Consider the following 26244-nt stretch of genomic DNA (forward strand, 5'->3'; position numbering starts at 1 on the left):
GATAAACATAATCAGAAGGCCTGCCGTGCCCTGTTGATTACTTCTTCTTTTTCGGGGCGATGACCATGATCAGCTGGCGTCCTTCCATCTTAGGATGCTGTTCGACCGAACCGTACTCGAGCAAGTCACCTTCAACTCGCTTGAGGAGTTCCATCCCCAGCTCCTGGTGGGCCATCTCACGGCCGCGGAATCGCAAGGATACCTTGGCCCTGTCCCCATCACTCAGGAAACGTACCAGGTTGCGCAGTTTTACCTGGTAATCCCCTTCCTCCGTCCCTGGACGAAACTTGATTTCTTTAACCTGAATCTGCTTCTGGTTTTTCTTGGCCGCGGCAATCTGCTTCTTCTTCTCGAAGATCGACTTGCCGTAGTCCATCAGCTTGCAAACAGGGGGTACTGCATCGGCGGAAATTTCCACCAGATCCAGCTTGGCCTCTTCAGCCTTAAGAAGCGCGTCTTCAATTGACACAATCCCAAGCTGCTCACCCTCAGCCCCAATTAACCGAACCTCGCGTGCCGAGATATTCTCGTTGATCGGGGCTTTCGGTGCAGCTCGTTTATCTTGTCTCATTTCACGCTTAATAATAATTACTCCGAATCTGGGCGACCACGCCGGGAAACCGCTTGCGCGAGAAACTCAGCGAACTGGGCGACGGGCATCGAGCCCAGGTCAGCACCTTCACGAGTACGCACAGCGACAGTCTGCATCTCGACTTCCCGATCTCCAATAACCAAGAGATAGGGAACCTTGAGCAAAGTATGCTCGCGGATTTTAAAGCCGATCTTTTCATTTCTCAAGTCAGACTTGGCACGAAATCCGCTTTCGTTGAGAGTTTTTTCAACCTCGGCGGCAAAATCGGCCTGTTTATCAGTGATATTCATGATCACTGCCTGGGTCGGAGCCAGCCACGCGGGGAACGCACCCTCGTAGTGCTCGATCAGGATTCCGACGAAACGTTCGAAGGAGCCCAGGATCGCCCGGTGCAACATTACCGGGTGCTTGCGACTGTTGTCTTCGGAGACGTATTCGGCTCCCAAACGGACAGGCAGGTTAAAATCGAGCTGAAGGGTACCACACTGCCAGACTCGGCCAAGGCAATCTTTCAACGAGAATTCGATCTTCGGACCGTAGAACGCACCTTCGCCCGGCTGCAGATCGTACGGCAGGCCAGCGCTATCAAGGGCTGCGGCCAATGCCGCTTCTGCGCGATCCCACAGCTCGTCGGAACCAACGCGTTTTTCCGGACGAGTGGACAGCTTCATCTCGACGTCTTTAAAGCCGAAGTCGGCATAAACGTCCATGGTCAGCTTGATGAATGCAGCGGATTCGGCCTGCATCTGCTCTTCAGTACAGAAGATGTGGGCGTCATCCTGGGTGAACGCACGCACGCGCATGATGCCGTGCAACGCACCCGATGGCTCGTTACGGTGGCAAGCACCGAATTCGGCCAGGCGCATCGGCAACTCGCGGTAGCTTTTCAGGCCCTGATTGAACACTTGCACGTGGCAAGGGCAGTTCATTGGCTTGATGGCGTAGTCGCGGTTTTCCGACTGAGTGGTGAACATGTTGTCGGCGTAGTTGGCCCAGTGCCCGGATTTCTCCCACAGGCTGCGGTCAACGACTTGTGGAGTCTTGATCTCCAGGTAACCGTTGTCGCGCTGAACCTTGCGCATGTATTGCTCGAGCACCTGGTACAGCGTCCAGCCATTCGGGTGCCAGAACACCATGCCCGGCGACTCTTCCTGGGTGTGAAACAGGCCCAGGCGTTTGCCGATCTTGCGGTGATCGCGCTTTTCAGCTTCTTCAATGCGCTGGATGTAAGCCGCCAATTGCTTCTTGTCCGCCCATGCGGTGCCGTAAACGCGCTGCAATTGCTCGTTTTTGGCATCGCCACGCCAGTAGGCGCCGGACAACTTGGTCAATTTGAAGGATTTCAGGAAGCGCGTGTTCGGCACGTGCGGGCCGCGGCACATGTCGACGTATTCTTCGTGATAATACAGGCCCATAGCCTGTTCGTTCGGCATGTCCTCGACCAGGCGCAACTTGTAGTCTTCGCCACGGGCCTTGAACACTTCGATCACTTCGGCGCGCGGAGTGACTTTCTTGATCACGTCGTAATCTTTCTCGATCAGCTGCTGCATGCGCTGTTCGATGGCAGCCATGTCGTCCGGAGTGAAAGGACGCTCGAAGGCGATGTCGTAATAGAAGCCTTCGTCGATGACCGGCCCGATCACCATTTTGGCGGTCGGGTACAACTGCTTGACCGCGTGGCCAACCAGGTGGGCGCAAGAGTGGCGAATGATCTCCAGCCCCTCTTCATCCTTTGGCGTAATGATTTGCAGCGTGGAATCGCTGTCGATGATGTCACTGGCGTCGACCAGCTTGCCATTGACCTTGCCGGCCACGGTGGCCTTGGCCAGCCCGGCACCAATGGATGCGGCGACCTCGGCTACGGAAACCGGGTGATCGAATGAACGTTGACTGCCGTCGGGAAGAGTAATAGTTGGCATGGCGCCTCCTCTCCTAGTGGTGACCCCTACCAAAGGTCACGTGGGTTGGGATGAGCCAGTACAAGATCCGATCCAGGCCATTCAATGACGAACGCCTGCCTTACAGCGGCAGGAGCCTTGCGGCCAACCGGAAAACCGAACCAGAGTGACTGGGATTCAAATCAGGGTTATTCGCGCAGTTGCCGCCACCGGGACTGAAGGTCATCCGGAGCTTGCAAACGCCCGAGCGAGGCATGCTAGCACAGATGACCGGTCGTCGACGCAAGCAGACTTTGTGCGGGGGCAAATCGGGCCTATTTATGCCAGAGTGCTGAACTTGAACACCGCTTCGCCCCTCAATAACACGTCATTGACCCACAAGGAGCATCCCAGCATGCGTCTGAACCGTTTGTTCGCCGTAATCGCCCCTATCATTCTGCTGCTGCCATTGGCCGCCCATGCTGACTGGCCAAAGGGGGAACGCGAGAAATACATGGCGCAGTGCGTTCCCGCGGCAGCACAAAAGATCGGTGATGCGAAGGCAAAAGCCGTCTGTGGTTGCGGCGCCGATCAGCTCAAATCATATCCTGCCAAAGACCTCCAGGCATTGATGAACGGCTCTGCGAGTCCAGAGCTGGGGCAACAGGCAATGCAGAAAATCGCCACTTGCAGAGTCGATACCGGCGCGAAGAAATAAGCGTCTCGCATTGGTTTTTTCACCTGCAATGACCGAAAAAACAGGCCGAATGTCGCTTTGTCAGACATTTTTTGAAGGTTTTACAGCTTTTTTTTCGTCTTTACTTTCAGCTGAAAGCCTTTAAAAACGGGGCTTCCAGCCATTTGAAGCAGCAAAGAACGCTCGACAGCAAGGCAAACAGCACGTCCGGGGGGCTCCCAAAGCGAACATTTCGACTATGATACTCCGGTGTGCCCAGTTGGCCTGAGCAGCACAGCACTACTGAAAATATATGTTTCTTGGAGATACACCATGTCTAATCGCCAAACCGGCACCGTTAAATGGTTCAACGATGAAAAAGGCTTCGGCTTCATCACTCCTCAAGGTGGCGGTGACGACCTGTTCGTACACTTCAAAGCTATCGAAAGCGACGGTTTCAAAAGCCTGAAAGAAGGCCAGACTGTTTCCTTCGTGGCTGAGAAAGGCCAAAAGGGTATGCAAGCTGCACAAGTTCGCCCAGAGTAAGTTTCTGGCGCACTAAAAAAACCCCGTCCATGCGACGGGGTTTTTTATGGGCGAAACAAATGCCCGGCATGCTCAGCCGCAATTGACGCGAGTGACCACCCGACTGGCATCGGTGTGCAGGTTCAAGCGATCAGAGCGGTATTCCAGTGTCACCATGTCATTGGGCGACAGGAACCGAGCATTCTGTGCACCTGCGCGAGTGCGCGCCTGCTCCAGCAGCTCGGGTGAAGCCGCTTTGCCGAGAGTGAATTCGGCAGCCTTTGCCTCACAGCGGCTATGTCCAGTGTCAGTCGTCGCTAGGGGGTCTGTTGCCGGTTCGGATGATGTACTGCTGCAACCTGCCAGCAGAGTGACGGCAAACAAAGCACCCAATGACGCGAGCTTCCAAGGCATGACGCCTCCTTTGTAAATATTATGCGAGCGCCGAGTTTGCCTGAGCACCGCCCTTCTCCTCATCACTCAATCGTGACTGAATATGAAAAGTGATCAATAAACGTCGATGTAGTCGTACGGCGGATTTGGCCAGTTCTCTTTCAGCGCATTGAAAATCTGCATGACCCAGACTTCGTCACTGGCTGCGACCAATCCTACATAGCCCGAGCCTTTGGCCCACGTCTCTAGCCGAAATTGCAGCCCGCCGATGTCAGTGCCACCGACGACACCCGAGGAAATGTAGGCGATGCCGCCTTGGGTGACCCGCAATTGAGTGTGCTCATCGTCACTGGCGGACGCCAACAGTTGGCGCACAGCCTCAAGGGTCAAACCGTCAGGAGTGTTCAAATCGATCTGCACAGCGCGGTCCTTGAAAGTTCATCAAAGACCAAGTGTCGCATAGCCCTCCCCCCATGCCTAAGTCGGAGTGCCAAACGTCGCGCAAAATGCTTAACTCGCTCCCTAGACCTCCCCTAATTCACGAGTGCCATCATGACCACTGTAAGCATCGACGCCGACATCAAAGCCAAGTGGCAAGACGGGCACAGCTCTTACAGCCCGGGCAGTACGGAAGAACTCGGCATAATCGCTATCGATCTATTGGTCAGGGACATTGGAACCGAGGCCGCCCAGCACTTCATCAAGCAGATTTTCGAAAAACACCTGGCGGACCAAAAAGCTGCGGAGACAGTACGGGCGTAAACCCGCAGACTGGCACCTGCGGGCGGGCGGTTTACTTCAGTCGCGCCAGGCGCTGAGTCAACAAGTCGAAGAAGCCTTGTGCGTCGCCACTTTCAACCCAGAAAGCGTTTTTCGGTGCTTTCAGGCCGTCATACCAGTCGACAATGGTTTGACCAAAGGTCGGGCCTTCGCGGCTATCAACCACCACGTTGACCGAGCGACCGGTAAACAACTCAGGCTTGAGCAGGTAGGCAATGACGGTTGCGTCATGCACCGGGCCACCCGAAAGACCGTAGTGCTCCATAGCACCCTTGACGTACTCATTGATAATATCGCCCACCAGCTTGCTGGCATTGTTGTTGATCGCCGCGATCTGCTTCAGACGAGCTTCGCTGGTGAGAATCTTGTGGGTCACATCCAGCGGTAGATAGGTTAGCTTCACGCCACTTTTCACCACGACTTCAGCAGCCTGCGGATCGGCGAACAGGTTGAACTCGGCCACCGGCGTGATGTTGCCACCGTTGAAATGCGCGCCGCCCATGACCACCACTTCCTTGATGCCCTGAACAATCTCCGGTTCCTGGATCAGCGCCAGGGCCAGATTGGTCTGCGGACCGAGCATGGCGATGGTGATGCTGTGGGGTTTGGCAGCCTTCAAGGTATCAATCAGGTAGTTGACCGCATTGCCTTCAGCCAGGCCATTCTTTGGTTCGTGCACGGTGACGCCCGACAAACCTTCCTTGCCATGAATGTTCTCGGCATAGATGGGCGTGCGCATTATCGGCTTCGGTGCACCGGCGTAAACCGGTACGTCTTCGCGCCCCGCCCACTCACGGGCCAGCCGTGCGTTACGCGATGTCTTGTCCAGACGCACATTGCCGGCCACGGTAGTCAGCGCACGAATGTTCAGCTCTTCAGGCGAAGCCAGGGCAAACAGTAAGGCGACCACATCGTCGGCACCCGGATCGGTGTCGATGATCAAGTCGATCTTTTCTGCCGCCTGGGCGCTCGTTGCAGTAATCATGGACAAAAGCAGCAGACTCCGAAGCAGATGGTGCAGTTTCTGAGCATAGCGTTGCATATCGCACTTCCTTGTGCGTGGGGGAAATCAATGTGTACAGCGCGCTAGAACGTCACCCCCGACACCAGCACGATGTTGCAGTACGGCGCACATTCGCCGGTACGAACAATCGCGCGCGCCTGGCGGCTGAGGACCTTGAACTCATCATGGCTGAGCAACGTGCGCGTACCCAGCACGCCTTCGATGTTCAGTTCGTCCAGAACGCTCAACGCCGGCGGCTGCTTGCCCAGAATCTCCTGGGCCAGCACATGGCTTTCGACCTGCATTTCGCTGAGCACAACCTTCAAGGTACTGATGAAGTCTGGAATACCTTGGGTCAGCGCCAGATCAATCAGCTCGACGCCTGGCGGCACCGGCAAACCGGCATCGCCGATGACGACCATGTCGCCGTGACCGAGCGAGGCAATCAGCCGCGATAACGCGACATTGAGCAGCGGTGTTTTTTTCATCGGGTTTTAAACGCCTGTACGTCGGACAAGGTCGGAATCGAGGGTTGCGCGCCAGCCCGGGTGACCGACAGTGCCGCGGCGACCTGCCCGAACCGGATCGCTTCGGCTTCGCTGCTGCCGGAGGCCAATGCGGCAGCAAAACCACCGACGAAGGTATCCCCGGCGGCCGTGGTATCGACGGCGTTGACCTTCGGTGCCGGGAAATGCTCCAGGCGTGTGCCGTCGGCGAACAGCGAACCCTCGGCGCCCAAAGTGATAATCACTTTACCCGCGCCCATGGCGATCAGTCGGGTCGCGGCGGTTTCTGCCGATTCCAGGGAATCCACCGGCAACCCCGTCAGGGCTGAGGCTTCACTCTCGTTGGGGATCAGGTAATCGATGGCGGCATACCAGTCCGCCGGCAATGGACGACTGGCGGGTGCCGGATTGAGAATGACGGTCTTGCCCAGTTCACGACCTCGTTTGAGGGCATGGCCAACCGTAGCGTCCGGCACTTCCAGCTGACAGATGATCACATCCGCCGTCTGTAATACGGCATCAAAACGGTCGATGACTTGCGGCGTCAGTGCACCATTGGCACCCGCAACGATGACGATGGCGTTCTGACTGTTGTCATCGACCACGATCAACGCCACGCCGCTGGAGTCATCAACGGTGCTGACTGCCTGACAATCGATCTGTTCAGCCAACAGCGCCCCGCGCAATTGCGCGCCATAGGCATCGCTGCCCACACACCCGATCATTGACACATCGGCACCCAACCGGGCCGCGGCGACAGCTTGATTAGCTCCCTTGCCACCAGAAACCGTGGCAAACGACTCACCGATCAGCGTTTCACCGCCACGCGGCAGCCTCGGAGCCCGGGTTACCAGGTCCATGTTCAGACTGCCTATCACCACTACTTTTGCTGGCATGCATTACTACTCGTCAATTCTGTTTCAGCGAAACTGGGCGAACACACCGGCGAGCGGCGCAGTCGACTCCCGCAGGACAATACTGGGCGTGACAATTCGCTGCTCGGTGGCCATACCCGGTGTGGCAATCCTGCGCAAAAGCACTTCAGCCGCCATCTCACCGAGCTGCAGGATCGACTGCCCCACCGTGGTCAGCGCCGGGTAGACATAACGGCTCATCTGGATATCGTCGAAACCGATCACCGACAGCTCGGACGGTACTCGTACATTGCGTTCGGCAGCCGCGCGCAACACACCGATGCCGATCATGTCGTTGCCGGCGAAGATCGCGCTGGGCGCATTCTTCTCCAGCAAAATCGCGGCCGCGTTGTATCCACCGGTGCTGGTGAAGTCGCTTTCCAGCATGCGTTCGCTATTCACTTCGATGCCTGCCTCTTGCAAGGCACGGCAATAACCGGCCAGACGCATTTGCGCCACGCTTGTACCCGCCGGACCGCCGATGGTGGCGATGTCCCGATGCCCCAACTCCAGCAGATGCCGAGTGGCCAGATACGCGCCATATTCATGATCGATGCGTACCAGATCAACATTGACGCCCTCCAGCCCGCGGTCGACGATGACCATCGGCGTGCGCACTCCGGCGAGGCCTTCCGCCAGCCCCGCATCGCCACCGGCCGATGCAACGATCAGACCGTCGATGCGTTTTTCGAGCAACACGCGAAGGTAACTGCGCTGCTTGTCCGGGTTGTCATCGGAGTTGCAGAGGATCACACAGTACCCCTTGCGCTCGCAGTAATCCTCGATGCCTCGCGCCAATTCGGCGAAGTACGGGTTGAGGCTGTTAGGCACCAGCAAACCGATGGTCGCGGTGGTTTTGGCTTTCAACGAACGGGCGACGGCGCTCGGCACGTAATCCAGGGTTTTGATCGCTGCTTCGACTTTGAGCCGCACCTCTTCACTGACCGGTCGGGTCTTGTTCACCACATGGGACACCGTGGTATAGGAAATCCCCGCGAGTGCGGCTACATCCTTGATCGTTGCCATGATTCAGGTCCGCCGGCTTGCGCGCTGACTGCGATAGGTATCCAGCACCACCGCCACAACGATCACGGCGCCGGTGATGATACGTTTGGTGGGTTCGGTCGCGCCGATTTGCGCCAGACCGGCCGCCAACACTGAAATGATCAAAACCCCGAAGAACGTGCTGATCACCGAACCACGGCCCCCCATCAAACTGGTACCGCCGATGACCACGGCTGCGATGACCTGCAACTCCAGCCCGGAACCGGCATTCGGATCTGCCGCCTCCAGTCGCGAAATCTGAAACAACGCGGCAATACCGGCCAACAGGCCCATCAGACTGAACACCAGAATCTTGTAGGGCTTTGGATTGATCCCCGCCAGACGCACCGCCTCCTCATTGGTGCCGATGCCGATCAGGTAGCGACCGAACACCGTACGGGTCAGTACGGCCTGGGCGGTGAAGATAATCAGTAAGGCGATGATGAACGACGGCGAGATTCCGAAGGCAATCGGGTTGGACAGCCAGGCGAAGGCGTCACCGATGTAGGCCGTGCGCGATCCGGTCATTTGATACGCCACGCCCCGGGCCATTTCCAGCACACCCAGGGACACGATGAACGAAGGAATCCGCCAGGCCACGGTGATCGAACCGGTGATGGTTCCGGCCAGAGCTGCCGCCGCCATGCCGAGCAGTGCTGCCGGCAGCACGCTCCAGCCCCAGCCGAGAATGGCCACGCTGACCGTGGATGCCGCCAGCGCCAACACCGAACCGACCGACAGGTCGATGCCACCGATGATCAACACGAAGGTCATGCCGACCGCCAGCACCATCAAATCGGGAATCTGGTTGGCCAGGGTGCTGAACGTGTCGTATGACAGAAAGTGGCTGCTCAATACCGAGAACAGCGCAATCATCGCCAGCAAGGCACCGGCCAGGCCCAGGTAGGTGCCAAGGCCGTAGAAATTGCCACTACGTTTGCCGGCAAAAGTTGCAGTTTTCATGGAAGGTCCCCAGGCGCTGCTTCATTGAGCAACGCATCACGTTTTTGGTAGCCGGCAAATGCGGCGGCAAGCAAATCATCCTGAGTCCAGCTGCCGCGCTCGAACGTATCGATCAGGCGCCCCGCCGACAGCACCCCGATCCGGTCGCAGATCAGCATCAGCTCGCGAAGATCACTGGACACCACCACCAGCGCTTTACCTTGGCGGGTCAGCTCACCGAGCAACGCATAGATGTCGAATTTGGCGCCGACATCGATGCCACGGGTTGGCTCGTCAAACAACATCACCGAGCAATCGCGCTCAAGCCAGCGGCCGATCACGACCTTCTGCTGATTGCCACCCGAGAGTTCGGAAACCAACTGTGTCGGACTTGAACTGCGGATGCGCATGGCGTCGATCTGACGCTGGGCCAACGCCATCTCGTCGCCGTTATTGACGAAACCGCTATTGGAAATCACCGGCATGTTGCCCAAGGCAATGTTGGCGCTGATCGATTGGCTCAACAGCAAGCCTTCGCCCTTGCGGTCTTCCGTGATCAGGGCGATGCCGTGACTCACCGCGTCGGCTGGCGAACGAATACTCACCACCTGAGCCGGCGACCCCAGCGCTACCGTGCCGCTGTCGGCGCTGTCAGCACCGAAAATCAGACGCAGCAACTCGGTGCGCCCTGCCCCGATCAATCCGGATATCCCGTAGATTTCACCGGCGCGAACCTCGAAAGACACATCGCGAACCTTTTCGGCGCGGGTCAGGCCTTTGACCGTCAACGCTGGAGCGCCGATCTTGCGCGGCCCCATGTCCATGTGCTCGCCAAGCTCACGACCGACCATCAAGGTCACCAGTTGCTCGCTGTTGTAATTGGCCATCGGCTCGACGCAGACCAGGTTGCCATCGCGTAAAACGGCAATGCGCTGGGCGACCCGCGCCAGCTCTTCCAGGCGGTGGGAAATGTAGATGATCGCCACGCCGCGAGCCCTCAAGCGAGTGATCTGCTCGAAAAGCATCTCGACTTCGCGCGCGGTGAGCATCGCGGTGGGTTCGTCGAGGATCAGCACATGGCAGTCGCCGATCAGATTGCGGGCAATCTCGACCATTTGCTGGTGACCAATGCCGAGGTCGCCGACCAGGGTGTCCGGATCAATGGCATCGAGGCCGACCTGGGCCATGGCCTCGATCGCCGCCTTGCGCAACTGCTTGCGGCTGATCCAGCCGCCGTTGCTGGGCAAATTGTCGAGAAACAGGTTCTCCGCCACCGACAGGGTCGGCAACAGATTGAGCTCTTGCATCACCATGCGGATGCCCAGCTCTTCGGCCTGCGTGCGGCTACCGGGGCGGTAGTCCTGACCCTGGAATTGCATCTGGCCGGTGGTTGGCGTCACCAGCCCGCCAATGATCTTCGACAGCGTGCTTTTGCCGGCGCCATTCTCGCCGGTCAGCGCTAGCACTTCGCCGGGAATCAGCGTCAGATTGATACCGGCCAGGACGGGTTGAGCATAAGTCTTGCCGATGTCGCAGACCGTCAGGACAGCGTTCGGGGCGCAAACGGACATAAAACTCTCCATGTGCTCGCCCGGACGGACGAGCACCAGTGTGTCGCCAGAAGGCTTACTGGGTAACGAGTTCTACCGGGGTTTCGATCACACCGTTGGTGCCGCTGTCGACCTTCTCGCCCTTGATGATTTTCAGCGCAGTCTCGATACCGAACACGGCTTGTTTGGCTGCAAATTGGTCGGCGGTAGCCAGAACGCGGCCATCCTTGAGCATTGGCTTGATGGCATTGATGTTGTCGTACCCGACCACTTGCACCTTGCCGGCCTTACCCGCTGCACGCACGGCGGAAACGACACCGACGGCCATGCTGTCGTTACCGGCCAGCAAGGCTTTGACATCCGGGTATTCGCTGAGGATAGAGGCGGCAACTTTGTTGCCCTTGTCGATTTCCCAGTCACCCGACTGCACCGAAACGACCTTGATCTGCGCCGCTTCCATCGCATCCTTGAAACCCGCGGTACGGGCCTGGGCGTTGGTCGTGGTGGACACGCCTTCAATGATGCCGACTTCGTCGCCAGCCTTCAGCTGCCTGGCCAGGTACTCACCGACCAGACGCGCGCCTTTACGGTTATCCGGACCTACGAACGGCACTGTAATGTTCTTGCTTTTGACGACGGCCGGATCCAGTTGATTGTCGATGTTGATCACGGTGATGCCGGCATCGATGGCTTTCTTGATCACCGGAACCATGGCCTTGGAATCCGCCGGTGCGATGACCAGCGCATTGACCTTGGCCAGGATCATTTGCTCGACGATGCGTGTCTGGCCAGCGGTATCCGTTTCGTCCTTGATTCCGTTGGAGATCAGCTCGAACTCGCCGGAATGGTCTTTCTGGTATGCCTTGGCGCCATCTTCCATGGTCAGGAAGAACTCATTGGCCAGGGATTTCATGACCAGCGCGACTTTGGGTTTTTCAGGAGATTCGGCGAAGGCCGATGAAACAGGCAGCGTGGCGGATACGGCAGCCAGCATAGCGACAGCAAGAAGACGTCCAGCGAATGGCAGCTTCATGGGTTCACTCCGATCTTATGATTATTGTGAGCAATACTTGCGCTGGAGTAACGCCTGGACTCCGATCGTCGGTGCTTCAAGTCACCTACAGGGTCGCGCAAACGTTTGCGTAGATCGAACTATGCGAACCCGGTGGGGAATTGTCAACGACCGGTATTGTGATCGCCCGGGATTTTTTTAGCATCGCTTCTTGATCTCGCCAGGCGACCTTTTCGACACAAGTCGTAGGAGTTTTCGGAGAGCCGAACGTAGAGGCTCAACTTATTCGGAAACCCGGACACCATCAGGTTTTACTTAGACGAGATTCACGAAATATTTCTTTTTAAATCAATAAGTTAAATGTTTTTACTCATTCAGCGGATGACTGGTACAGATCCTGCTCTTCACCTACACCCACGGTGTTCAGAGCTGCCGGGGGCGTATCTAGATGAACTTGCATCAGCACCGTCTGACTACTAGAGAGAAAATAATGAAATCTGCCTTCAATACTTTCATTCCGGGCGCTTTGGCCCTCCTGCTATTGCTGCCTACTGCCCTACAAGCCAAAGAAGTCGAAACCCAACAGAAACTGGCGAACGTGGTCATCCTGGCCACTGGCGGCACCATCGCCGGTGCAGGCGCGAGCGCCGCCAACAGCGCGACGTATCAAGCGGCAAAAGTGGGTATCGAGCAATTGATTGCCGGCGTTCCAGAACTCAGCCAACTGGCCAACGTTCGCGGCGAGCAGGTCATGCAGATCGCCTCGGAAAGCATCACCAATGACAACCTGCTGCAACTGGGTCGTCGCGTGGCGGAACTGGCCGACAGCAATGACGTCGATGGCATCGTGATCACCCACGGCACCGACACCCTGGAAGAAACCGCCTACTTCCTGAACCTGGTGGAAAAGACCGACAAGCCAATCATCGTCGTCGGCTCCATGCGCCCAGGCACCGCGATGTCGGCAGACGGCATGCTGAACCTGTACAACGCCGTCGCCGTCGCCAGCAGCAAAGAGGCTCGCGGCAAAGGCGTCCTGGTGACCATGAACGACGAGATTCAGTCCGGTCGTGATGTCAGCAAGATGATCAACATCAAGACTGAGGCGTTTAAAAGTGCCTGGGGTCCACTGGGCATGGTGGTCGAAGGTAAATCCTACTGGTTCCGCCTGCCGGCCAAGCGCCACACCATGGACTCGGAATTCGACATCAAAACCATCAAGAGCCTGCCTGACGTAGAAATCGCCTATTCCTACGGCAACGTCAGCGACACGGCGTACAAGGCGCTGGCCCAGTCCGGCGCCAAGGCGATCATCCACGCCGGCACCGGCAATGGTTCGGTTTCCTCGCGCGTCGTTCCCTCCTTGCAAGCCTTGCGCAAGGACGGCGTACAAATCATTCGCTCGTCCCACGTCAACGCCGGCGGTTTCGTGCTGCGTAATGCCGAACAGCCTGACGATAAATACGACTGGGTTGTCGCGCACGACTTGAACCCGCAAAAAGCCCGCATCCTGGCCATGGTTGCACTGACCAAGACCAACGACAGCAAAGAGCTGCAACGGATGTTCTGGGAATACTGATTCACCCTCGCCCGACCCGTCCTGGTCGGGCACTTTCTTGACCACTCGTCAGCGTTGACGAGTGGTTAACGTGTTGCGCAGAACTCCGATAAACATTTTTCCTTCTTCCTACACCAAACGGAAAAAACTGCTGTCAGAGGATTTTCTTGAGTTTTAAGCAGTTGCGAAAATGCTTACAGTTTAATACTGTATGTACGTACAGCTTAATAAGGATAATCCCGTGGCCACCACTTCCGCCTCCCCTGACACCTATGCACGCATGGGTTTGCGCGTTCAGAAAATCATCAACTCCCCCACCGCGCAAAAAGCCAAAGCCGCACTGATCTTCCGCCTGCCGGACGAACCCGTGGATGAGTGGGAACAACTGCTCGAAGAGATCGACGAGAACGATAACGTTACCCTCGCCTATCGTGACGATGGCGGCGTGCAGATTTTCTGGGTTGTGCCGAAGGAAGATTGAGTCGATGAGTGTCCGCTGGTTTGCCTTACTGTTTCTGTTCATCGCCCTCGGGGCTCAGGCTGGCGCCCCACGCACTTTCAGCGAAGCCAAAAAAGTCGCCTGGACGTTGTATGCACCGCAATCCACCGAGTTTTATTGTGGCTGCAAATACACCGGCAACAAGGTGAACCTGGCGACCTGTGGTTATGTGCCGCGCAAAAATGCCAAACGCGCCGCCCGCATCGAGTGGGAACACATTGTCCCGGCGTGGCAGATCGGCCATCAGCGCCAGTGTTGGCAGACAGGTGGCCGCAAGAATTGCACCCGTTACGATCCGGTTTATCAGAAGGCCGAAGCCGATTTGCACAACCTGGTGCCGAGCATTGGCGAGGTTTATACGGGAGAGAATCAAATATGAGAAAACGTTGACATCTCCTTTGGCATCAGAAAAAGGGAGTGAAACAATCCATGGTACCCAACCTACTGTGTGCTTCTCAGGTTTCCACGTTGCTGACCTGATTGCATTCATGGATAGGTCATCAGCAGTCAACGAACATGTAACTCAGTATGCCATCACTTTCCCGGCGAGCTCAGCGGAGCTAGCGGGCGCGGAGCGGGTCATTGAGGAGGCGATTTGCGAGCCATCTTGCAGAAGGAAAGTGGTTCAAGGGTCGTGACGAAGGAAAATCGAGAAGAAAGGATTTAAAGGTAACTCCATCCCTGGGTTGGATTTGACTCAAGAGAGATGGCCAGGAATTGGTGTGGTCGTATCCACTCAAGCGGACGCGATTCGGCTTCAATACGACATGTTATCCCTGATTGACCAAGGACTCATTTCGCAGAGCCATTTCGATCACCTTTTAGTCTGTGATCAGTTGCCGGCGAGCTTGAGCGGGCTAACTGAAGAAGAGATCAATGCAGCGGTCAGCGCCGACAACTTCGACTTCAAGTCGTGCATGGTCATTTCAGGCGAAGCTGCAGCCGCTGCCTTGAAAGACTTCTCCAGTCGGGTATCTACTCTCGAACTGTCGACTCCAAAATGCAGAGTTCGGGAGAGTGGTGGTTGTTGGGTGTCTTTCGAAGACAACACCCACCCCTATGTGAGAGCGTTATTGAAGGCTGGCCGAGTGGTAGCCAATCAGCTGGGACGGTACCTCGGAAATTTGGATGAGCTGGATCGTCACTGAGATCTGAGGGAGTGCCAAGAAATCGTTAAAATTCTGTGCCAGCAATTGTTGGAGGAGCATGGTGTCGCCTGTTGGTATTACAGTGTGCTCAACCCTTGGCGGCCCGATGACTTGCCATTCTATTACGACAAGTCCTGGAGCGGATGTTATCGAGTCACAGATGAACCGGAAGATGAGGATGAGGATGACGATTGAAAGGGCTACCGTGGTTTCGAGATCTCGGAGCGTATCTGAAGGGCGTCAAGCATGAGTTATCCAAGAAATAAGCTAAAAAAGACGAGCATGCTTAAACTAATATATATAATGACATAAACCGCCAAACCACAAAATTAGTAGGCGTGGCATGGCAGGTTGAAAAAGTAGAGCACACTAGCATTATTTTCCTTTCACCATATTCAACGCCTTCATCATCTGACGGAGCTGTTTTGAAAGTTCTGAATTTCTAAGTTGTAAATCTGCGTTTTCGGCTTCTAGATGTTCAATTGTCACGATTAAAGTTTTATGGCTATCCACCATATGGTTCTCAATGGCAACACTCAGTGCCTCTGCTATCCTTAAATTGGACAGCCTTTCGATTTCTTGAGCTTGGGTGCGTGATTCATTGAGTATTTGATTTTTTGTCAGCTTTCTACCCGTCTTGTACCTTCTTGCGGCGTGGCTGTTCCATAGATTCTCGAGCGCAATATTTTGTTGGAATATCAATTCGTGTATCTCGGGCTGCCTCCTTTTATTCAGCAAGCTGTCGTGCACATTGCCTTCTTTAGCTATGTTTCGGGCAACAATTTTACGCTGTTTCAAGCTAAGATTTTTTCCTGTCTCAATCTCTGACTTTATATGCTCATAGGCTGTGCAAACAGCTTGGTAAAGATTTCGCTTGGTGTCCGAGGTTACCCATTCAGGTTGTTCGGCAGGCTTTGCTGCGGTGGAGTATTTATCAAGACTAAACCTCATGAGGACATACCTTCATCCAGACGTCTTGCGATTCTCTTGACTACTTCTGAGCTAATCTTCCCTAAGTTTTTAAGTGGGTGGTTTTCGGCAATAAACTGGTGAGCAATAGCGATTCGTTCAAGCTCCTGTTTCTGCATATTATTATTCATGCTATGTGGACAACCTGCGCATATTTCTGGAGCGCCATGTTGGTCAACGTTTGGAGTTCCGGTAACAGAGTCATGGCATTTCGCACTATGTTGTTCGCTTTGGCGTAATGCACAATAGCCCCATTCAAATGCAGTGAAGCGAACGAACTGATTTGCTAAGTCATTGAGGTGATTTTCAAACTCATCAGCGGAAAAAATGGAAATCTCTACCATTTCTTTGTCGATGCGTCTTGCAGCGGGCCCATAAAAGCGATCATCAAGACTACCTACGGCAATTCTCCCCATGACTTCTTTTAGGTAGTCACGCTCCATGCTGATACGAATCGACTCTTTTAATTTTTCACCTGTATATCTTCGTGTATGGTAGGAACCATACGAATGCCGAAAATGCTCGCGAATTTTTTCCATTACATTGCCGTCAAATCTGCGCAGAGCAAATTCGGCAAATGTATGGCGGGCTTGATGTGGAGAAACGTCATCGTGAATGCTCCCCGCCTCGGGGTGTTTTTCGACTACGTAAGTTTGATAAAAATCTTTAAACCAAAGGCTCAACGCGCCATTGGAGTAACCCGCGTCAGCCAGCCATTCGTTTGCGCTGATTTTCCCCCAACCGCGCGCCACTTGAAACGCGCCATCCCGATAACCGTTGTGAATCAAAGGAAGATTTAATTCATCAGTGTCTACAGCAGTAATACCTCTCATCAAGTTAGCGGCATCGGCTGCAAGACCATGCAATGATCGCGGATGAGAAAACCCAGACTCCGTTTTGTTGTTTTCAGAGTTAAACCACCAAGAGCCATCTGGATCCTGTGAATAATCGTTTATATTCATACTTTGAATTTCATGAATACGAAATCCGCTCAGCAACACAATGGTTGCTAAACTGGCTTTTGATAGCAAACGGCAATACTCTGTTAGTTCTCCAATGCTATTCCACGGCAAGTGTTCAAAATGTGCAGTGGTCGCATTATCGATGGCCTCACCCATTTCTATGGCAGATTCGGCCCAATCCCTTTCGAAGCGGGATAACTTATAACCAGGAGACTGAATTCTTCGATAAAAAGCTAACCGATCTTTTGTGCCGAACCAATTCGCAATGTTTGATTTAAGCTTGCGCCACTGGCGAAAAAAAACAACTGCTATTTTCGCTTCGTCTGATTCTATTAATGTTATGGCCTCGGCGAGCATTATTGAGGCGCATGTTAATGGTATAGACCCATAGCTACCGCCTTTTTTCCAGTCTGAATATTCGATATCTAAAGGTTTGAGCAACGGCTCCATGATGGTCTTTCTGAAAGACTCAGTCATTCGATGAGTCGTCCCATCTGGAAGTTTGCCTGTGTACAGCATGCTGTTTGCTTTGTCGAGTATCTTACTTAACATTACTAAAGTGGAAGTGCCGAGGATACCAACTGCCTGTTTTGTGACGTCCTTTCGCACCATAAAATAACGATACATTGTTTGCATTTCTAATCTGGACAACGATTGAAGTGTTCTGTTTTGGAAATAGCTTTCCCAGTATTCGCATATTTCACGAAGATAAGCTAATTCCTGGCGAGCACTTGAAAGACTACTGACTACAATTCGTCCTTTATCATCAGCATACCCACGAGAAATATCGCCTTGCAAAAAATACATTTATGCAAAGACTCTCTTCGACATGGAGCAATTCCACTCAAAACTAACAGTGTAAAATTTCCCGTCAATAGGTTCTTGAATCAGAAAACAATCGTCTCCATATTGATTGGCCATTGAGTCGATTTTAGGTGATAGCGTAATAAACGCGGTAGGAATAGCACTGTTTAGCATGAGTGTATCACCTGATAATTGGCGAAGGAAAAGTGTAATTTTTCATAATTTCTTCTCCCTGTATAATTGTTTTCTGATCGAATTTTTCTAGCACATTCTCTATGTATGCTACTTGCATAGCAATAGAGAATGCTTTTAAGTCATCCGCCACGGTAAGACATTGGAGATGAGCGATGCACGCATCGCGATAGCTGATAAGCAAAGCTGCGGTAATTGAATTTGTGATGATGAAAGTGTTATCACCCTTTTCCAACTTTCCAAAAGGCGACAGAGTAAATCCAGCTTGCTGAGCTGACAAAAGCAAACTATCGAATTCTTCCATTTCTCCGAATTCGCTTTTTTCCTCCGCCCAACCTAGCATAATTTTCAGGTCTACAATGCTAATGAAGTTTTCTTCGCGCAGCGCAGCCTGAACTTTTCGAGCATCTTCGACCATTAAATGGCCGACACTGCTTGCAAATTTAGCGCGTTTATCCAAACGGTATTTGGTCTCGCTGGCATTGATGTATACAACTTGCTTCACGCCTAGTGAATGCGCTGTCGCATCAGCACCTACTACATCTTGTGAATACTTTTCAAAAGCTTCATTGGGAGTGACACCATCGTCGATATCTAAAATTGCCCTAGATTGAGCTACCGCAGTCAGCGTGATAGTTTGTCTTTTAACTGGTGTAGGGTTTGCTCCTCTAATCCCGCGAGATGAGTTTTCTCGTCTTGTTTTGATGTTGCGCCAGATAGAGCGGTTGTTAGCTGAGACACGCCGAACAATATCAGAGAAAAGTTCTACTTCTCGATCTGAGAAAACCTGCGCTTTGTATTGCGCAGTTTGCGGATAGGAGGCCATCGCCAAAGGTCGGAATACGGCACTATCAATGCATTGAATATTACTCGAAGTCGGCAGATCGAATAAATTTTCACTACTCAAGGGGAAAAACTTAATAAAGCTTCGCTTCAGCAAATCGAAAACGCTATAAGCTTCGTATTGCATTGATCTTGGCGGATGTGCAGGTACCTCTCTGACTCGTTTCCCACTACGGTTTTTAATGTAAATAGGAGACGCAGCATTAGGTGTTATCCGAAGATCACCCACCAACATTTCAAGCACCCCAGTCAGTTGTACCCGATCTGTGGCAAGGAGCCAAGCAAACGCGAGTTCTTCACTCGGAGTGTGTTTAATCAAAAATAGGTAGTCGATATTGTGAAAATATAACGTGTGGTCGCCGTTTAGGGGCTGTAGGTCTAGCGCCCCTGATTCACTCAAGCCTCTTTTGATCAATCGATTCGCATCTTCAAAGGTAATTGACAAGCCTTGTTCGATTTGTGAGTAGCAGAAATCAACTTGATTATGCAATAAGCGCTCTTTGAGTTGCAGGTTATCGCTTTCGAGGATAGCTGATGCTAAGGGTCTATACAGGGCGCTGCGTTTGGTATTTTTTGTGCTGAATTTAAGCTGTTCAAAATCATCACGACATTCCGAAAGCATCTCCGCTAATTTGCTCATAACATCTGGATTGGTTAACAATTCCAGGCGCTGCCTATTCATCTCTTTCAAAAATTGGCAACAAAAGCGGATTGTCGAACGCACAATTTTCAATTCGTCTTTTTCGGATTGGTTAGTAATCTGCCCGAGGCTTTTAGTGACGCGTCCTGCCCTATTTGACACCGATGGGATGAACGCCATTACCTCTTTGATTTTAGATGCTGCTGCCGATTGGAGCGGGTCGCCGTCCGTATCCTCTATATACCATTCAAATGCTGTTCGATAACCAGACATGTAAACGCACAGCGAATTCTGCTCAAGCTCTTTTACTGTGCGGAGGTAACGCACATAATCTTGCATAAAGGCGGCTGGCAATGTTGACGCGCTGGGGTATTCAGTGATCGCCCACTTCTCAAGGCTTTTAAACCTTAAGACCCTGGAGTAGGCGTTGTGAGGTGTCGTTTTCTTGAATGTGGCACTGTTGAGATAACGAATCAAGCACAAAAAAACTGGGCAGGATTTGAACTGCTCGGGCATTTCAACACGATGCTGTTGTATTTCGCCGCTCATAGTTCTCTGCACTGCAACAACGGCAAAAAAATCTGATGGATTAAAATTTAAAATTGAGCCAGGAGCCAGTTCGGACAACTTAGGTGTACAGAGCTTATCATTTTTTGGTTGATCAGTCAGTGGCGTCATCGTTCAGTGCCCGTCTTATTTTTTCTCGACGATGAAGTTTACCATCGAAGACTACATATTCTTGCGTCGTCTCCTTATCTTCATGCCCCATTTGTTCTGGCACGTATTGCCAGGGGTCGTACCCATGTTTATAGCAGAAATCAACTAAATTGGTTGCGTATGTATGGCGTAATGCATGGAAGGTCAGCGCATAAAAAGATATATCGCTGATGAAATGCATACTCGGTTCTTTTGCGTGAAGTTCTAGTATCACTGTTGCGATGTTGGCGCCAGCTGATTTTTTAGCCATCCTAAAAACATATGTGGCGTGCCCTAATGACAACGGTGAACCTTTAGCATTACAAATTAACGAGCCTTCGGGTATCGATTTTCTGCGTCCCTCGAGAAAAAATTTGATTTTTCTAAAGGCTTTAGGATGGATATCAACGTGTCTTCGCTTTTCGCCCTTACCGATAATCGAAACAGTAATCGTCTGAATCCCGTCCCTTTCGGCACTCGCTATGCGTGTTCTTAGATCATTTGTTAAAAGATTTCTCGGGTCTGTAACTTCGCTCGATCTTAAGCCGCAAATATAACCGAGACCAAGTACCAGCTCATCACGTTCTTTCTCGAAAGCAGATTTTGCAACTACGTTAGCCAGTAGAGCCTTAAACAAATCCGACTCGACATATTTATTATATAAGTCGAAGTTGACTTTCTTCTTGGCGTCGCCTTGATCTTTCAACTCTGCCGTACGATATGTATAACTAAATTTCTGAGGGGAGTTCAGCATGCCTGTTCTCCATGCAAAGTTGTAGAAGGCTCTAAGTGTCGAGACATGGCGCTGAATTGAAGCGTCTACCATCTCTCTATCTTTGGCTAGGTGTCCGTAGAGATATCCCGACATGTCTTTGTCACGAAGGTTCGTCCACTCTTGGTCGTGATCGCTCAGGGCTCGAAAAAAACTTTTCAGATCGTCTGCGGCTGCCTTGACGCTGGGTTCGAGGTGGCCGATTTGAGACAGATGAATGAGAAAAAGCGTGGGCGCTGGAACAATGCTGTCTTCCTCAAGGGGCCCATCTTTGAGAATCGCGTATGTGTTGAGGGTTCCACCTGACCAAGCGATGTTTTTTACGTATCGGATTCTCAAAGCTTGGCGGCTGAGCCAAATTCCACTCAGCGTTCCTCCTAATAAAGTGATTAGTTTGGAGAGGAGTTTTGGAGCATTGGAGAGTGACTCTCCATTCAGTTGCGTTTGCCCTGTTTGCTTACGACGTCCTAATTTGAACTCGAGAGAGAGTGAAGTTCGTTCCTAATTGAAAATTGTAATTTGGCCGTTAGAAGGAACAATTACGGAAGCCAAAATGACACCGATGGGCAGTTTAGTTGCACGAAGCACCCTTATCGATGTGGTACTTCGCAGCCAGCATTGCAATATCTTCGGCGCTGAGTACCCCATTTCCCTCTGCCTTAACAACTATGTCAAAAATTGCGTGGATCACCTCGTCCACATCCGGAATAAACGCTTTCGTGTTCCTGCAAAAGACTGTACGAATCCGCTGTCCCTCCTTTACTTGTCGAACCAGTATTTCCCAACGGTGTGCTTCTGGAACGTCACCCTTTGTGATTCCGGCGGGAAGGGTCGCAACTTCACCGGGGTGAACTGGTCGTAAACGATGCGAGCGATCCGGATGGCCTTGGAACCAGGCTGCATCATCTAACTTCCAAGGGGTATCAGTGATGGAGATATTTGTGGGTGATCTTTGAACTCCTGCCTGCCTCATCGGGTCGTCGGAAGCTTTGTCGAGGGAACCGATCTCAGATCGCATTTGCTTTATAGCGGAGAAGGCGTCAACAGGAGAAACACGCGCGCCGCCTTGAGCAGTTTCAAATACGCTCAAAATTCCATCGACGTTTTTATCGATATACACCCCTGTTCCCACCAACACATCCAATCTATGTACGCAACACTCCCCAGTAAGCATGGCACAATTACCTGCTACGACTCCTCCAAAAGTTTGACTGTTGTGCTTGAATTCGACTCCACAGACCCCACAAACATCCCCTGAATATTTCAGAATTTTCGACATTTCTTTTTCAAAATATCTGCGTTCGGATCTGTTCATCATGCAGTCTCACCTTCAGGTTGAGAGTAATTGTAAAAATAACGCGCAGGAGCAAATAATTTCCGTGGAAGCACAATTGGCATTATGCTTCAATCAAATTACGGTTACGTACAGAACCCAAAGCCATAATCTGCTTACGATCGTTTCTCATAGACTGACTTCATGGCGCATGCACTCTAAGCGCTAGTCCGGTGCATCCTCAATTCGATCAGTCAGACAGTTATTTCTTGATAAAGGAATAAAACAATCTCAACGTTCTCAGGCGCGTCACAACTGTGTCGGGTTTAAAATACCCCAAAGACTTTAATCTGGGATGTACTTTACTGGTGGTATCTAGCCGACAGCCAGGAAGTTCCTGCATCCTAATCCCAGTGCAGTATAATTCGAACAAGGCTATCGTCATCGCGTCTCCCTTTGCATATGCATTGGCGCGAATCAATTTGAGCTTAGCTTCATCCAAGGTCACGCCACTTGTTGGGATCTTTGTCTTCTTCATGTGAGTAACCCTACGTCTGACCTGTTCGTTCAGAGACTAGCCTCGATCCCTAGCAACTTCAAGCCACATCTTCTTCCACTTCCCCCCGCCACCACCTGTGCAGGAAAAGTTACCCCATATCCAAACCCCTCACCCAAATTAGTGGACTTGCAATCGAGGTTAATAATTTTCATAGATTTTAATTTTATTATTTATATTTGTTCAGCCTCACTAAAAAACATATTCACTTCAATAAACCTCACAAATATTTCTACAAAATCCTATTTGTAAACGCACAGGTCAATTTCCAAGCTCTTGATTTTCAAAGGATTGAGCAAAATATTATTTTATATATTGACTTATTACGCTGCAGAAACAAACACCCTCAAGATATATTATATATTGAGCAGTCACCTCAGACTCCTGCTGGATGCAGCTCTAAAATGTATCTTTTATAGATTTCGAGGTCGTATTCGCCCTCGAAACCCGTTGGTCAGTGAGCAAATTTTTTTTTGTGCTCGGTGGCCGTTTAGCTTCGCCAAGGCCAAAAATGGTGTTCGATGTCACTCAAGGGCCTGCATACGACGTCTGAGTCCACATCGCAGGTCTCGCGTAAAGGGGTCGCCAGTGGAGAAAAACCGATGGGCTAATGGCAGGGGCTAAAGTACTTTGATTGCCCCGGCTGCACCGACCCGCTGCCAAGGCATCTCCAGTACCAAAGCCTGAAATTGCTCGTTGTCGAGTTCGATTTCCGAGTCGTGCTGGATGCCTGGTCAGTGAAGCCTCGTTCACTCGCCGCGCAGCCAGCCAGATACCCCCCGTCAATCCGCCACCTACAACGGGCGAGTCACGTCAGAATCTCATGCGTGCGCAACTACCACCGTAGTTTCCACGCACCGTGATCCGCCACAAGCCAGAAAACCCCCAGTGCATTTGGCCTGCACAAGTATCTGATCATGCCTCTGGGCTGCGCCCAATGGCTGCGCGACGGACTGAACCTGATCATCGACGGCCCCACCGGCGTACGCAAAACTTGGCTCGCCTGCGCGCTGGCCCACAAAGCCTGCTGCGACGGTTACAGCGTGCGCTAACTGCGCCTGCCGCGCTTGATGGAAGAACTGGGCCTGGCCCACGGCGAATGCCGCTTCGCGAAACTGATGGCGATTATGCCAAGACTGACTTGCTGATCCTGGACGACTTGGGCCTGGCGCCATTTACCGCTACTTGACGGCGCTACATGCCGGAACCGTTGGACGACCACTACGGGATCCGCTCGACGCTGGTCACCAGCCTGATGCCGGTGGACATATGACATGCGCTGATCGGCGATCAAACCTTGGGCGACAGGGTTCTCGACCGGCTAGTGCACAACGCTTATCCGATCACACAAAATAAATCTTCAATCGGCCTCAAGGTTTCTCAAAACGAACCGTTTGTCATCTATATGTACACGATGAGCCAACGGCCTTGAACCCATCCATGATTGCATTCATCCATTGCCTGCAGAGCGCTATTTCGTTTTCCGAGACGCCCCCTGGCAATCGCCAGCGGAGAGCATGGGAGCGATTGATCAATTACATCGGATCATCCGAATCCCTTCCGGAGTTTGACAAAGCTGTAGCCCGGGCCGAGGGGTATGCCCAGGGACTTGTTGACGGCGAACAGATCGACACCAAGTCCACGGATCGTGACCTATTGATCATCGCGACAATGGATCAATGGCGACTGCACCACATTCACTCCAACATTCCGGCCAGCCTGAAGCTCTACCCTCCCCTAAGGAAATCCATGTCCACAATATTTCAGCGCTACGGCGATGACGAAATTTCAGATTCCACGATCCGAATGCCTCAGCGAGTTCTGGCTACCTCGACGCATCAATATCCGATTGATGTTCTCGCCTGCCGCTTTGAGAAGTACCAAGCAGATCCAACGTCTGCCCACGATAAATATCCCTGGGCAGCACGGTTTGTGATGGGCATTCCCGTTCCATCCTGGGCGCGTCCTCTGGTATGGGATGTTGGGCAGAAGTCTCGTTTCATAGCTGCTGTATGGTCAGGGGCCGATTTGGGGAGCTATCTCACTAACGAGTGGTGCGGTTCCGAAGGTGCGGGCAGGGATTTGCTGGAGAACAGTGAAATCCTGCTGGATGGCCAGCAACGACTGCATAGCCTTGAAGAGTATTTTCTAGATCGACTGGCTGTCCCGGATGTTCAAGGACAGCCGAGGGTCTGGTCTGAAATAGGCAATGGCGAGCGTAGGCGGTTCCTGTCCACAGTCTTTGCACAGGCCCACGTATGCTCTGACGATGAGATGGCGCTTCGCAAAACGTATGATCTTTGCGCTATGGGTGTAACGCCCCGCACGTACGATCAGCGCGCGGCTCGATAGCCTTCGGATGCTGGATTGTTGGGGCATGCCCCTTCGGGGACGGCTGTCGTAAACCAAGCCCCGTCTATCGACGGGTCTAGGCCCTACGGGCTTCCATCCTTATGCCCTACGACCCTTCGGGTCTGCGCGCTCAGCTTGCATGATTGCAGGGGTCACATCCTATTGGATGCCTGAACTATGCTGCCTGCTAGGGCGCTGAATCGGTATTTTTTCCGTACCACACTGGGGAAAAAACAGCCTGATCCAGCAGTGTAAAAGGCTTCGTCAGCTAGCTACTTAATTTAACGGTATGCTAATAAGATACTGATATGTAAAGGAAAATTTAGTTTATTTTCCGTTTTCGCCTTGACACCCCCCTCCCTGTGGTCTTCAGTTCTCGCTACCACCTAGGAGAGATGCCGCCATGGCTTTTTTGCCCCTGTTTCACCCCGAATGCGCTCCTGTAGCTCTGGATGATGGTCACCACTACGTTGTGTTTAGCGCTCTGCAATGGAAAGACGCCAACCTGAAAGTGATGCCAAAGGCGGCCAAGCAGCGCTTCGCTGTCCTGTACAACCAGCCTCTAGAGGAAAGATTCATGATGGAGACCCTGGAGCAAGCGCACATCCAAGGTGCCATGTCCGGGGTGAAGCTGGTTTCCGTCCACAAAAACCAGCTCCGGATCTTTTTGAGTGACGAAGTGGCGGGCACCACCTTCCATGCCATTGAGGCTTTGTGGGAGCCGATCAAAGATTTGGATCTCAATCGAGGACTGGAAATAGATTTTTCTTGCGAGCACGAAGCCTGTTCAGGCCGTTCCGATTACTTGTTTTGGGCTGACGTCAAAGAAGTCCTTGAATCGAATACTTTGGGGATTGAGCAATACTCGATCCCTGTTCTGCACGACTGCGCAGAGAAGATACTCAACGGCGATGAGCCGGTATCTCACCAGATTCATGTTGATATACGCCAGTCCTTCACCCCTCAACCAGCAGCACCCACTGAGCACTGTCCAATGGAGGTGGATTCGATAGCATCCATGATGGGCCACAACAACTATCTGATGACGGAGCTTTACGCTCGCACGGCTCATAAAAAGCGAGACGCCTAAACTTCGGTCGAGCGGCCATGCTTCTTGTAGATGCATAGCCACTTTCGGAATGACGATCATCACAGTCCATTCGCCA

24 protein-coding genes and 3 pseudogenes are annotated in these 26244 nt (G+C 52.6%); 10 read left to right on the plus strand and 17 right to left on the minus strand.

What is annotated here, in order from left to right:
* Nucleotides 1-37 precede the first annotated feature (37 nt).
* Both infC and thrS read right to left on the minus strand, forming a co-directional pair.
* Nucleotides 38-589 carry a translation initiation factor IF-3 gene (gene infC, locus J2Y56_RS19250; RefSeq protein ID WP_172435341.1) on the minus strand — a complete coding sequence of 184 codons (552 nt, stop codon included), beginning with the start codon at nt 587-589 and terminating at the stop codon, nt 38-40.
* Nucleotides 589-2511, minus strand: a complete 1923-nt coding sequence (gene thrS, locus J2Y56_RS19255; RefSeq protein WP_310352019.1) for a threonine--tRNA ligase — start codon at nt 2509-2511, stop codon at nt 589-591. Before thrS ends, infC begins: the two co-directional genes overlap by 1 nt.
* Before the next feature lie 373 nt (nt 2512-2884).
* Here thrS and J2Y56_RS19260 point away from each other — a divergent pair, with 373 nt between their 5' ends.
* The gene (locus J2Y56_RS19260) at nt 2885-3187 is read left to right on the plus strand and encodes a hypothetical protein (RefSeq protein WP_007947324.1); all 303 of its coding nucleotides are present in this window, start codon (nt 2885-2887) and stop codon (nt 3185-3187) included.
* Between the two features lie 291 nt (nt 3188-3478).
* A complete protein-coding gene (locus J2Y56_RS19265) occupies nt 3479-3691 on the plus strand; it encodes a cold-shock protein (RefSeq protein ID WP_003179963.1) in 213 nt (70 codons plus the stop codon).
* Nucleotides 3692-3763: 72 nt separating this feature from the next.
* Here the strand turns inward: J2Y56_RS19265 and J2Y56_RS19270 are convergent, their stop codons facing one another.
* Complete coding sequence (locus J2Y56_RS19270; protein ID WP_310335267.1) at nt 3764-4084, minus strand: I78 family peptidase inhibitor; 321 nt, start codon at nt 4082-4084, stop codon at nt 3764-3766.
* A 93-nt stretch (nt 4085-4177) separates the two neighbouring features.
* A complete protein-coding gene (locus J2Y56_RS19275; RefSeq protein ID WP_310352020.1) occupies nt 4178-4483 on the minus strand; it encodes a hypothetical protein in 306 nt (101 codons plus the stop codon).
* Nucleotides 4484-4615: 132 nt separating this feature from the next.
* On the opposite strand from J2Y56_RS19275, the gene J2Y56_RS19280 reads away from it, so the two are divergent.
* On the plus strand, nt 4616-4825 hold the full coding sequence (locus J2Y56_RS19280; RefSeq protein WP_310335263.1) for a hypothetical protein: 210 nt from the start codon (nt 4616-4618) through the stop codon (nt 4823-4825).
* Between the two features lie 31 nt (nt 4826-4856).
* On the opposite strand, the gene J2Y56_RS19285 is transcribed toward J2Y56_RS19280, so the two are convergent.
* From J2Y56_RS19285 to J2Y56_RS19315, 7 genes are read right to left on the minus strand one after another with little or no spacing between them, the layout of a single operon-like run.
* Nucleotides 4857-5885 (minus strand): nucleoside hydrolase, encoded by a 1029-nt coding sequence (locus tag J2Y56_RS19285; RefSeq protein ID WP_310352021.1) that lies wholly within the window; start codon nt 5883-5885, stop codon nt 4857-4859.
* A 44-nt stretch (nt 5886-5929) separates the two neighbouring features.
* Complete coding sequence (gene rbsD, locus J2Y56_RS19290) at nt 5930-6334, minus strand: D-ribose pyranase (RefSeq protein ID WP_007947330.1); 405 nt, start codon at nt 6332-6334, stop codon at nt 5930-5932.
* Nucleotides 6331-7248 (minus strand): ribokinase, encoded by a 918-nt coding sequence (gene rbsK / locus J2Y56_RS19295; RefSeq protein WP_310335259.1) that lies wholly within the window; start codon nt 7246-7248, stop codon nt 6331-6333. The genes rbsD and rbsK overlap by 4 nt, the downstream gene beginning before the upstream one ends.
* A 24-nt stretch (nt 7249-7272) precedes the next feature.
* On the minus strand, nt 7273-8292 hold the full coding sequence (locus tag J2Y56_RS19300) for a LacI family DNA-binding transcriptional regulator (protein WP_007947332.1): 1020 nt from the start codon (nt 8290-8292) through the stop codon (nt 7273-7275).
* Between the two features lie 3 nt (nt 8293-8295).
* Nucleotides 8296-9273 (minus strand): ABC transporter permease, encoded by a 978-nt coding sequence (locus J2Y56_RS19305; protein WP_150781547.1) that lies wholly within the window; start codon nt 9271-9273, stop codon nt 8296-8298.
* Nucleotides 9270-10823: a sugar ABC transporter ATP-binding protein gene (locus J2Y56_RS19310; protein WP_310352029.1), complete on the minus strand. Its 1554-nt coding sequence runs from the start codon at nt 10821-10823 to the stop codon at nt 9270-9272. The genes J2Y56_RS19305 and J2Y56_RS19310 overlap by 4 nt, the downstream gene beginning before the upstream one ends.
* Before the next feature lie 55 nt (nt 10824-10878).
* On the minus strand, nt 10879-11835 hold the full coding sequence (locus J2Y56_RS19315) for a sugar ABC transporter substrate-binding protein (RefSeq protein ID WP_007947335.1): 957 nt from the start codon (nt 11833-11835) through the stop codon (nt 10879-10881).
* 469 nt (nt 11836-12304) lie between these two features.
* Here J2Y56_RS19315 and J2Y56_RS19320 point away from each other — a divergent pair, with 469 nt between their 5' ends.
* From J2Y56_RS19320 to J2Y56_RS19335, 4 genes and pseudogenes are all read left to right on the plus strand, one after another.
* The gene (locus J2Y56_RS19320; protein ID WP_150781549.1) at nt 12305-13393 is read left to right on the plus strand and encodes an asparaginase; all 1089 of its coding nucleotides are present in this window, start codon (nt 12305-12307) and stop codon (nt 13391-13393) included.
* Between the two features lie 190 nt (nt 13394-13583).
* Nucleotides 13584-13853 (plus strand): DUF1654 domain-containing protein, encoded by a 270-nt coding sequence (locus tag J2Y56_RS19325; protein ID WP_033049401.1) that lies wholly within the window; start codon nt 13584-13586, stop codon nt 13851-13853.
* A gap of 4 nt (nt 13854-13857) precedes the next feature.
* A pseudogene (locus J2Y56_RS19330) lies at nt 13858-14226 on the plus strand (endonuclease); the annotation flags it as partial.
* Nucleotides 14227-14593: 367 nt separating this feature from the next.
* On the plus strand, nt 14594-15019 hold the full coding sequence (locus tag J2Y56_RS19335) for a DUF4427 domain-containing protein (RefSeq protein WP_310352033.1): 426 nt from the start codon (nt 14594-14596) through the stop codon (nt 15017-15019).
* A 375-nt stretch (nt 15020-15394) separates the two neighbouring features.
* On the opposite strand, the gene J2Y56_RS19340 is transcribed toward J2Y56_RS19335, so the two are convergent.
* The 6 genes and pseudogenes from J2Y56_RS19340 to J2Y56_RS19360 all read right to left on the minus strand — a co-directional run bounded on the left by J2Y56_RS19340 (nt 15395) and on the right by J2Y56_RS19360 (nt 22215).
* Complete coding sequence (locus J2Y56_RS19340; RefSeq protein WP_310352036.1) at nt 15395-15970, minus strand: hypothetical protein; 576 nt, start codon at nt 15968-15970, stop codon at nt 15395-15397.
* Nucleotides 15967-17757 carry a hypothetical protein gene (locus J2Y56_RS19345; protein ID WP_310352037.1) on the minus strand — a complete coding sequence of 597 codons (1791 nt, stop codon included), beginning with the start codon at nt 17755-17757 and terminating at the stop codon, nt 15967-15969. The genes J2Y56_RS19340 and J2Y56_RS19345 overlap by 4 nt, the downstream gene beginning before the upstream one ends.
* 178 nt (nt 17758-17935) lie before the next feature.
* A complete protein-coding gene (locus tag J2Y56_RS19350; protein WP_310352039.1) occupies nt 17936-20107 on the minus strand; it encodes a hypothetical protein in 2172 nt (723 codons plus the stop codon).
* Nucleotides 20091-20879, minus strand: a complete 789-nt coding sequence (locus J2Y56_RS19355; protein ID WP_310352040.1) for a tyrosine-type recombinase/integrase — start codon at nt 20877-20879, stop codon at nt 20091-20093. Before J2Y56_RS19355 ends, J2Y56_RS19350 begins: the two co-directional genes overlap by 17 nt.
* Nucleotides 20880-20894: 15 nt before the next feature.
* Nucleotides 20895-21236: pseudogene (locus J2Y56_RS28520) on the minus strand (site-specific integrase); the annotation flags it as partial.
* Between the two features lie 232 nt (nt 21237-21468).
* On the minus strand, nt 21469-22215 hold the full coding sequence (locus tag J2Y56_RS19360; protein ID WP_310352042.1) for a hypothetical protein: 747 nt from the start codon (nt 22213-22215) through the stop codon (nt 21469-21471).
* A 1407-nt stretch (nt 22216-23622) separates the two neighbouring features.
* On the opposite strand from J2Y56_RS19360, the pseudogene J2Y56_RS19365 reads away from it, so the two are divergent.
* The 3 genes and pseudogenes from J2Y56_RS19365 to J2Y56_RS19375 form a co-directional block, all read left to right on the plus strand.
* Nucleotides 23623-24158, plus strand: a pseudogene (locus J2Y56_RS19365) (ATP-binding protein); the annotation flags it as partial.
* Nucleotides 24159-24166: 8 nt separating this feature from the next.
* Entirely contained in the window at nt 24167-25078 is a 912-nt protein-coding gene (locus J2Y56_RS19370; protein WP_310352044.1) for a DUF262 domain-containing protein, read from the plus strand.
* 403 nt (nt 25079-25481) lie between these two features.
* A complete protein-coding gene (locus J2Y56_RS19375) occupies nt 25482-26168 on the plus strand; it encodes a hypothetical protein (protein ID WP_310352046.1) in 687 nt (228 codons plus the stop codon).
* Nucleotides 26169-26244: the final 76 nt, after the last annotated feature.

This window comes from Pseudomonas sp. BE134 (genome assembly GCF_031456105.1).
In the GTDB taxonomy this organism is placed as follows: domain Bacteria; phylum Pseudomonadota; class Gammaproteobacteria; order Pseudomonadales; family Pseudomonadaceae; genus Aquipseudomonas.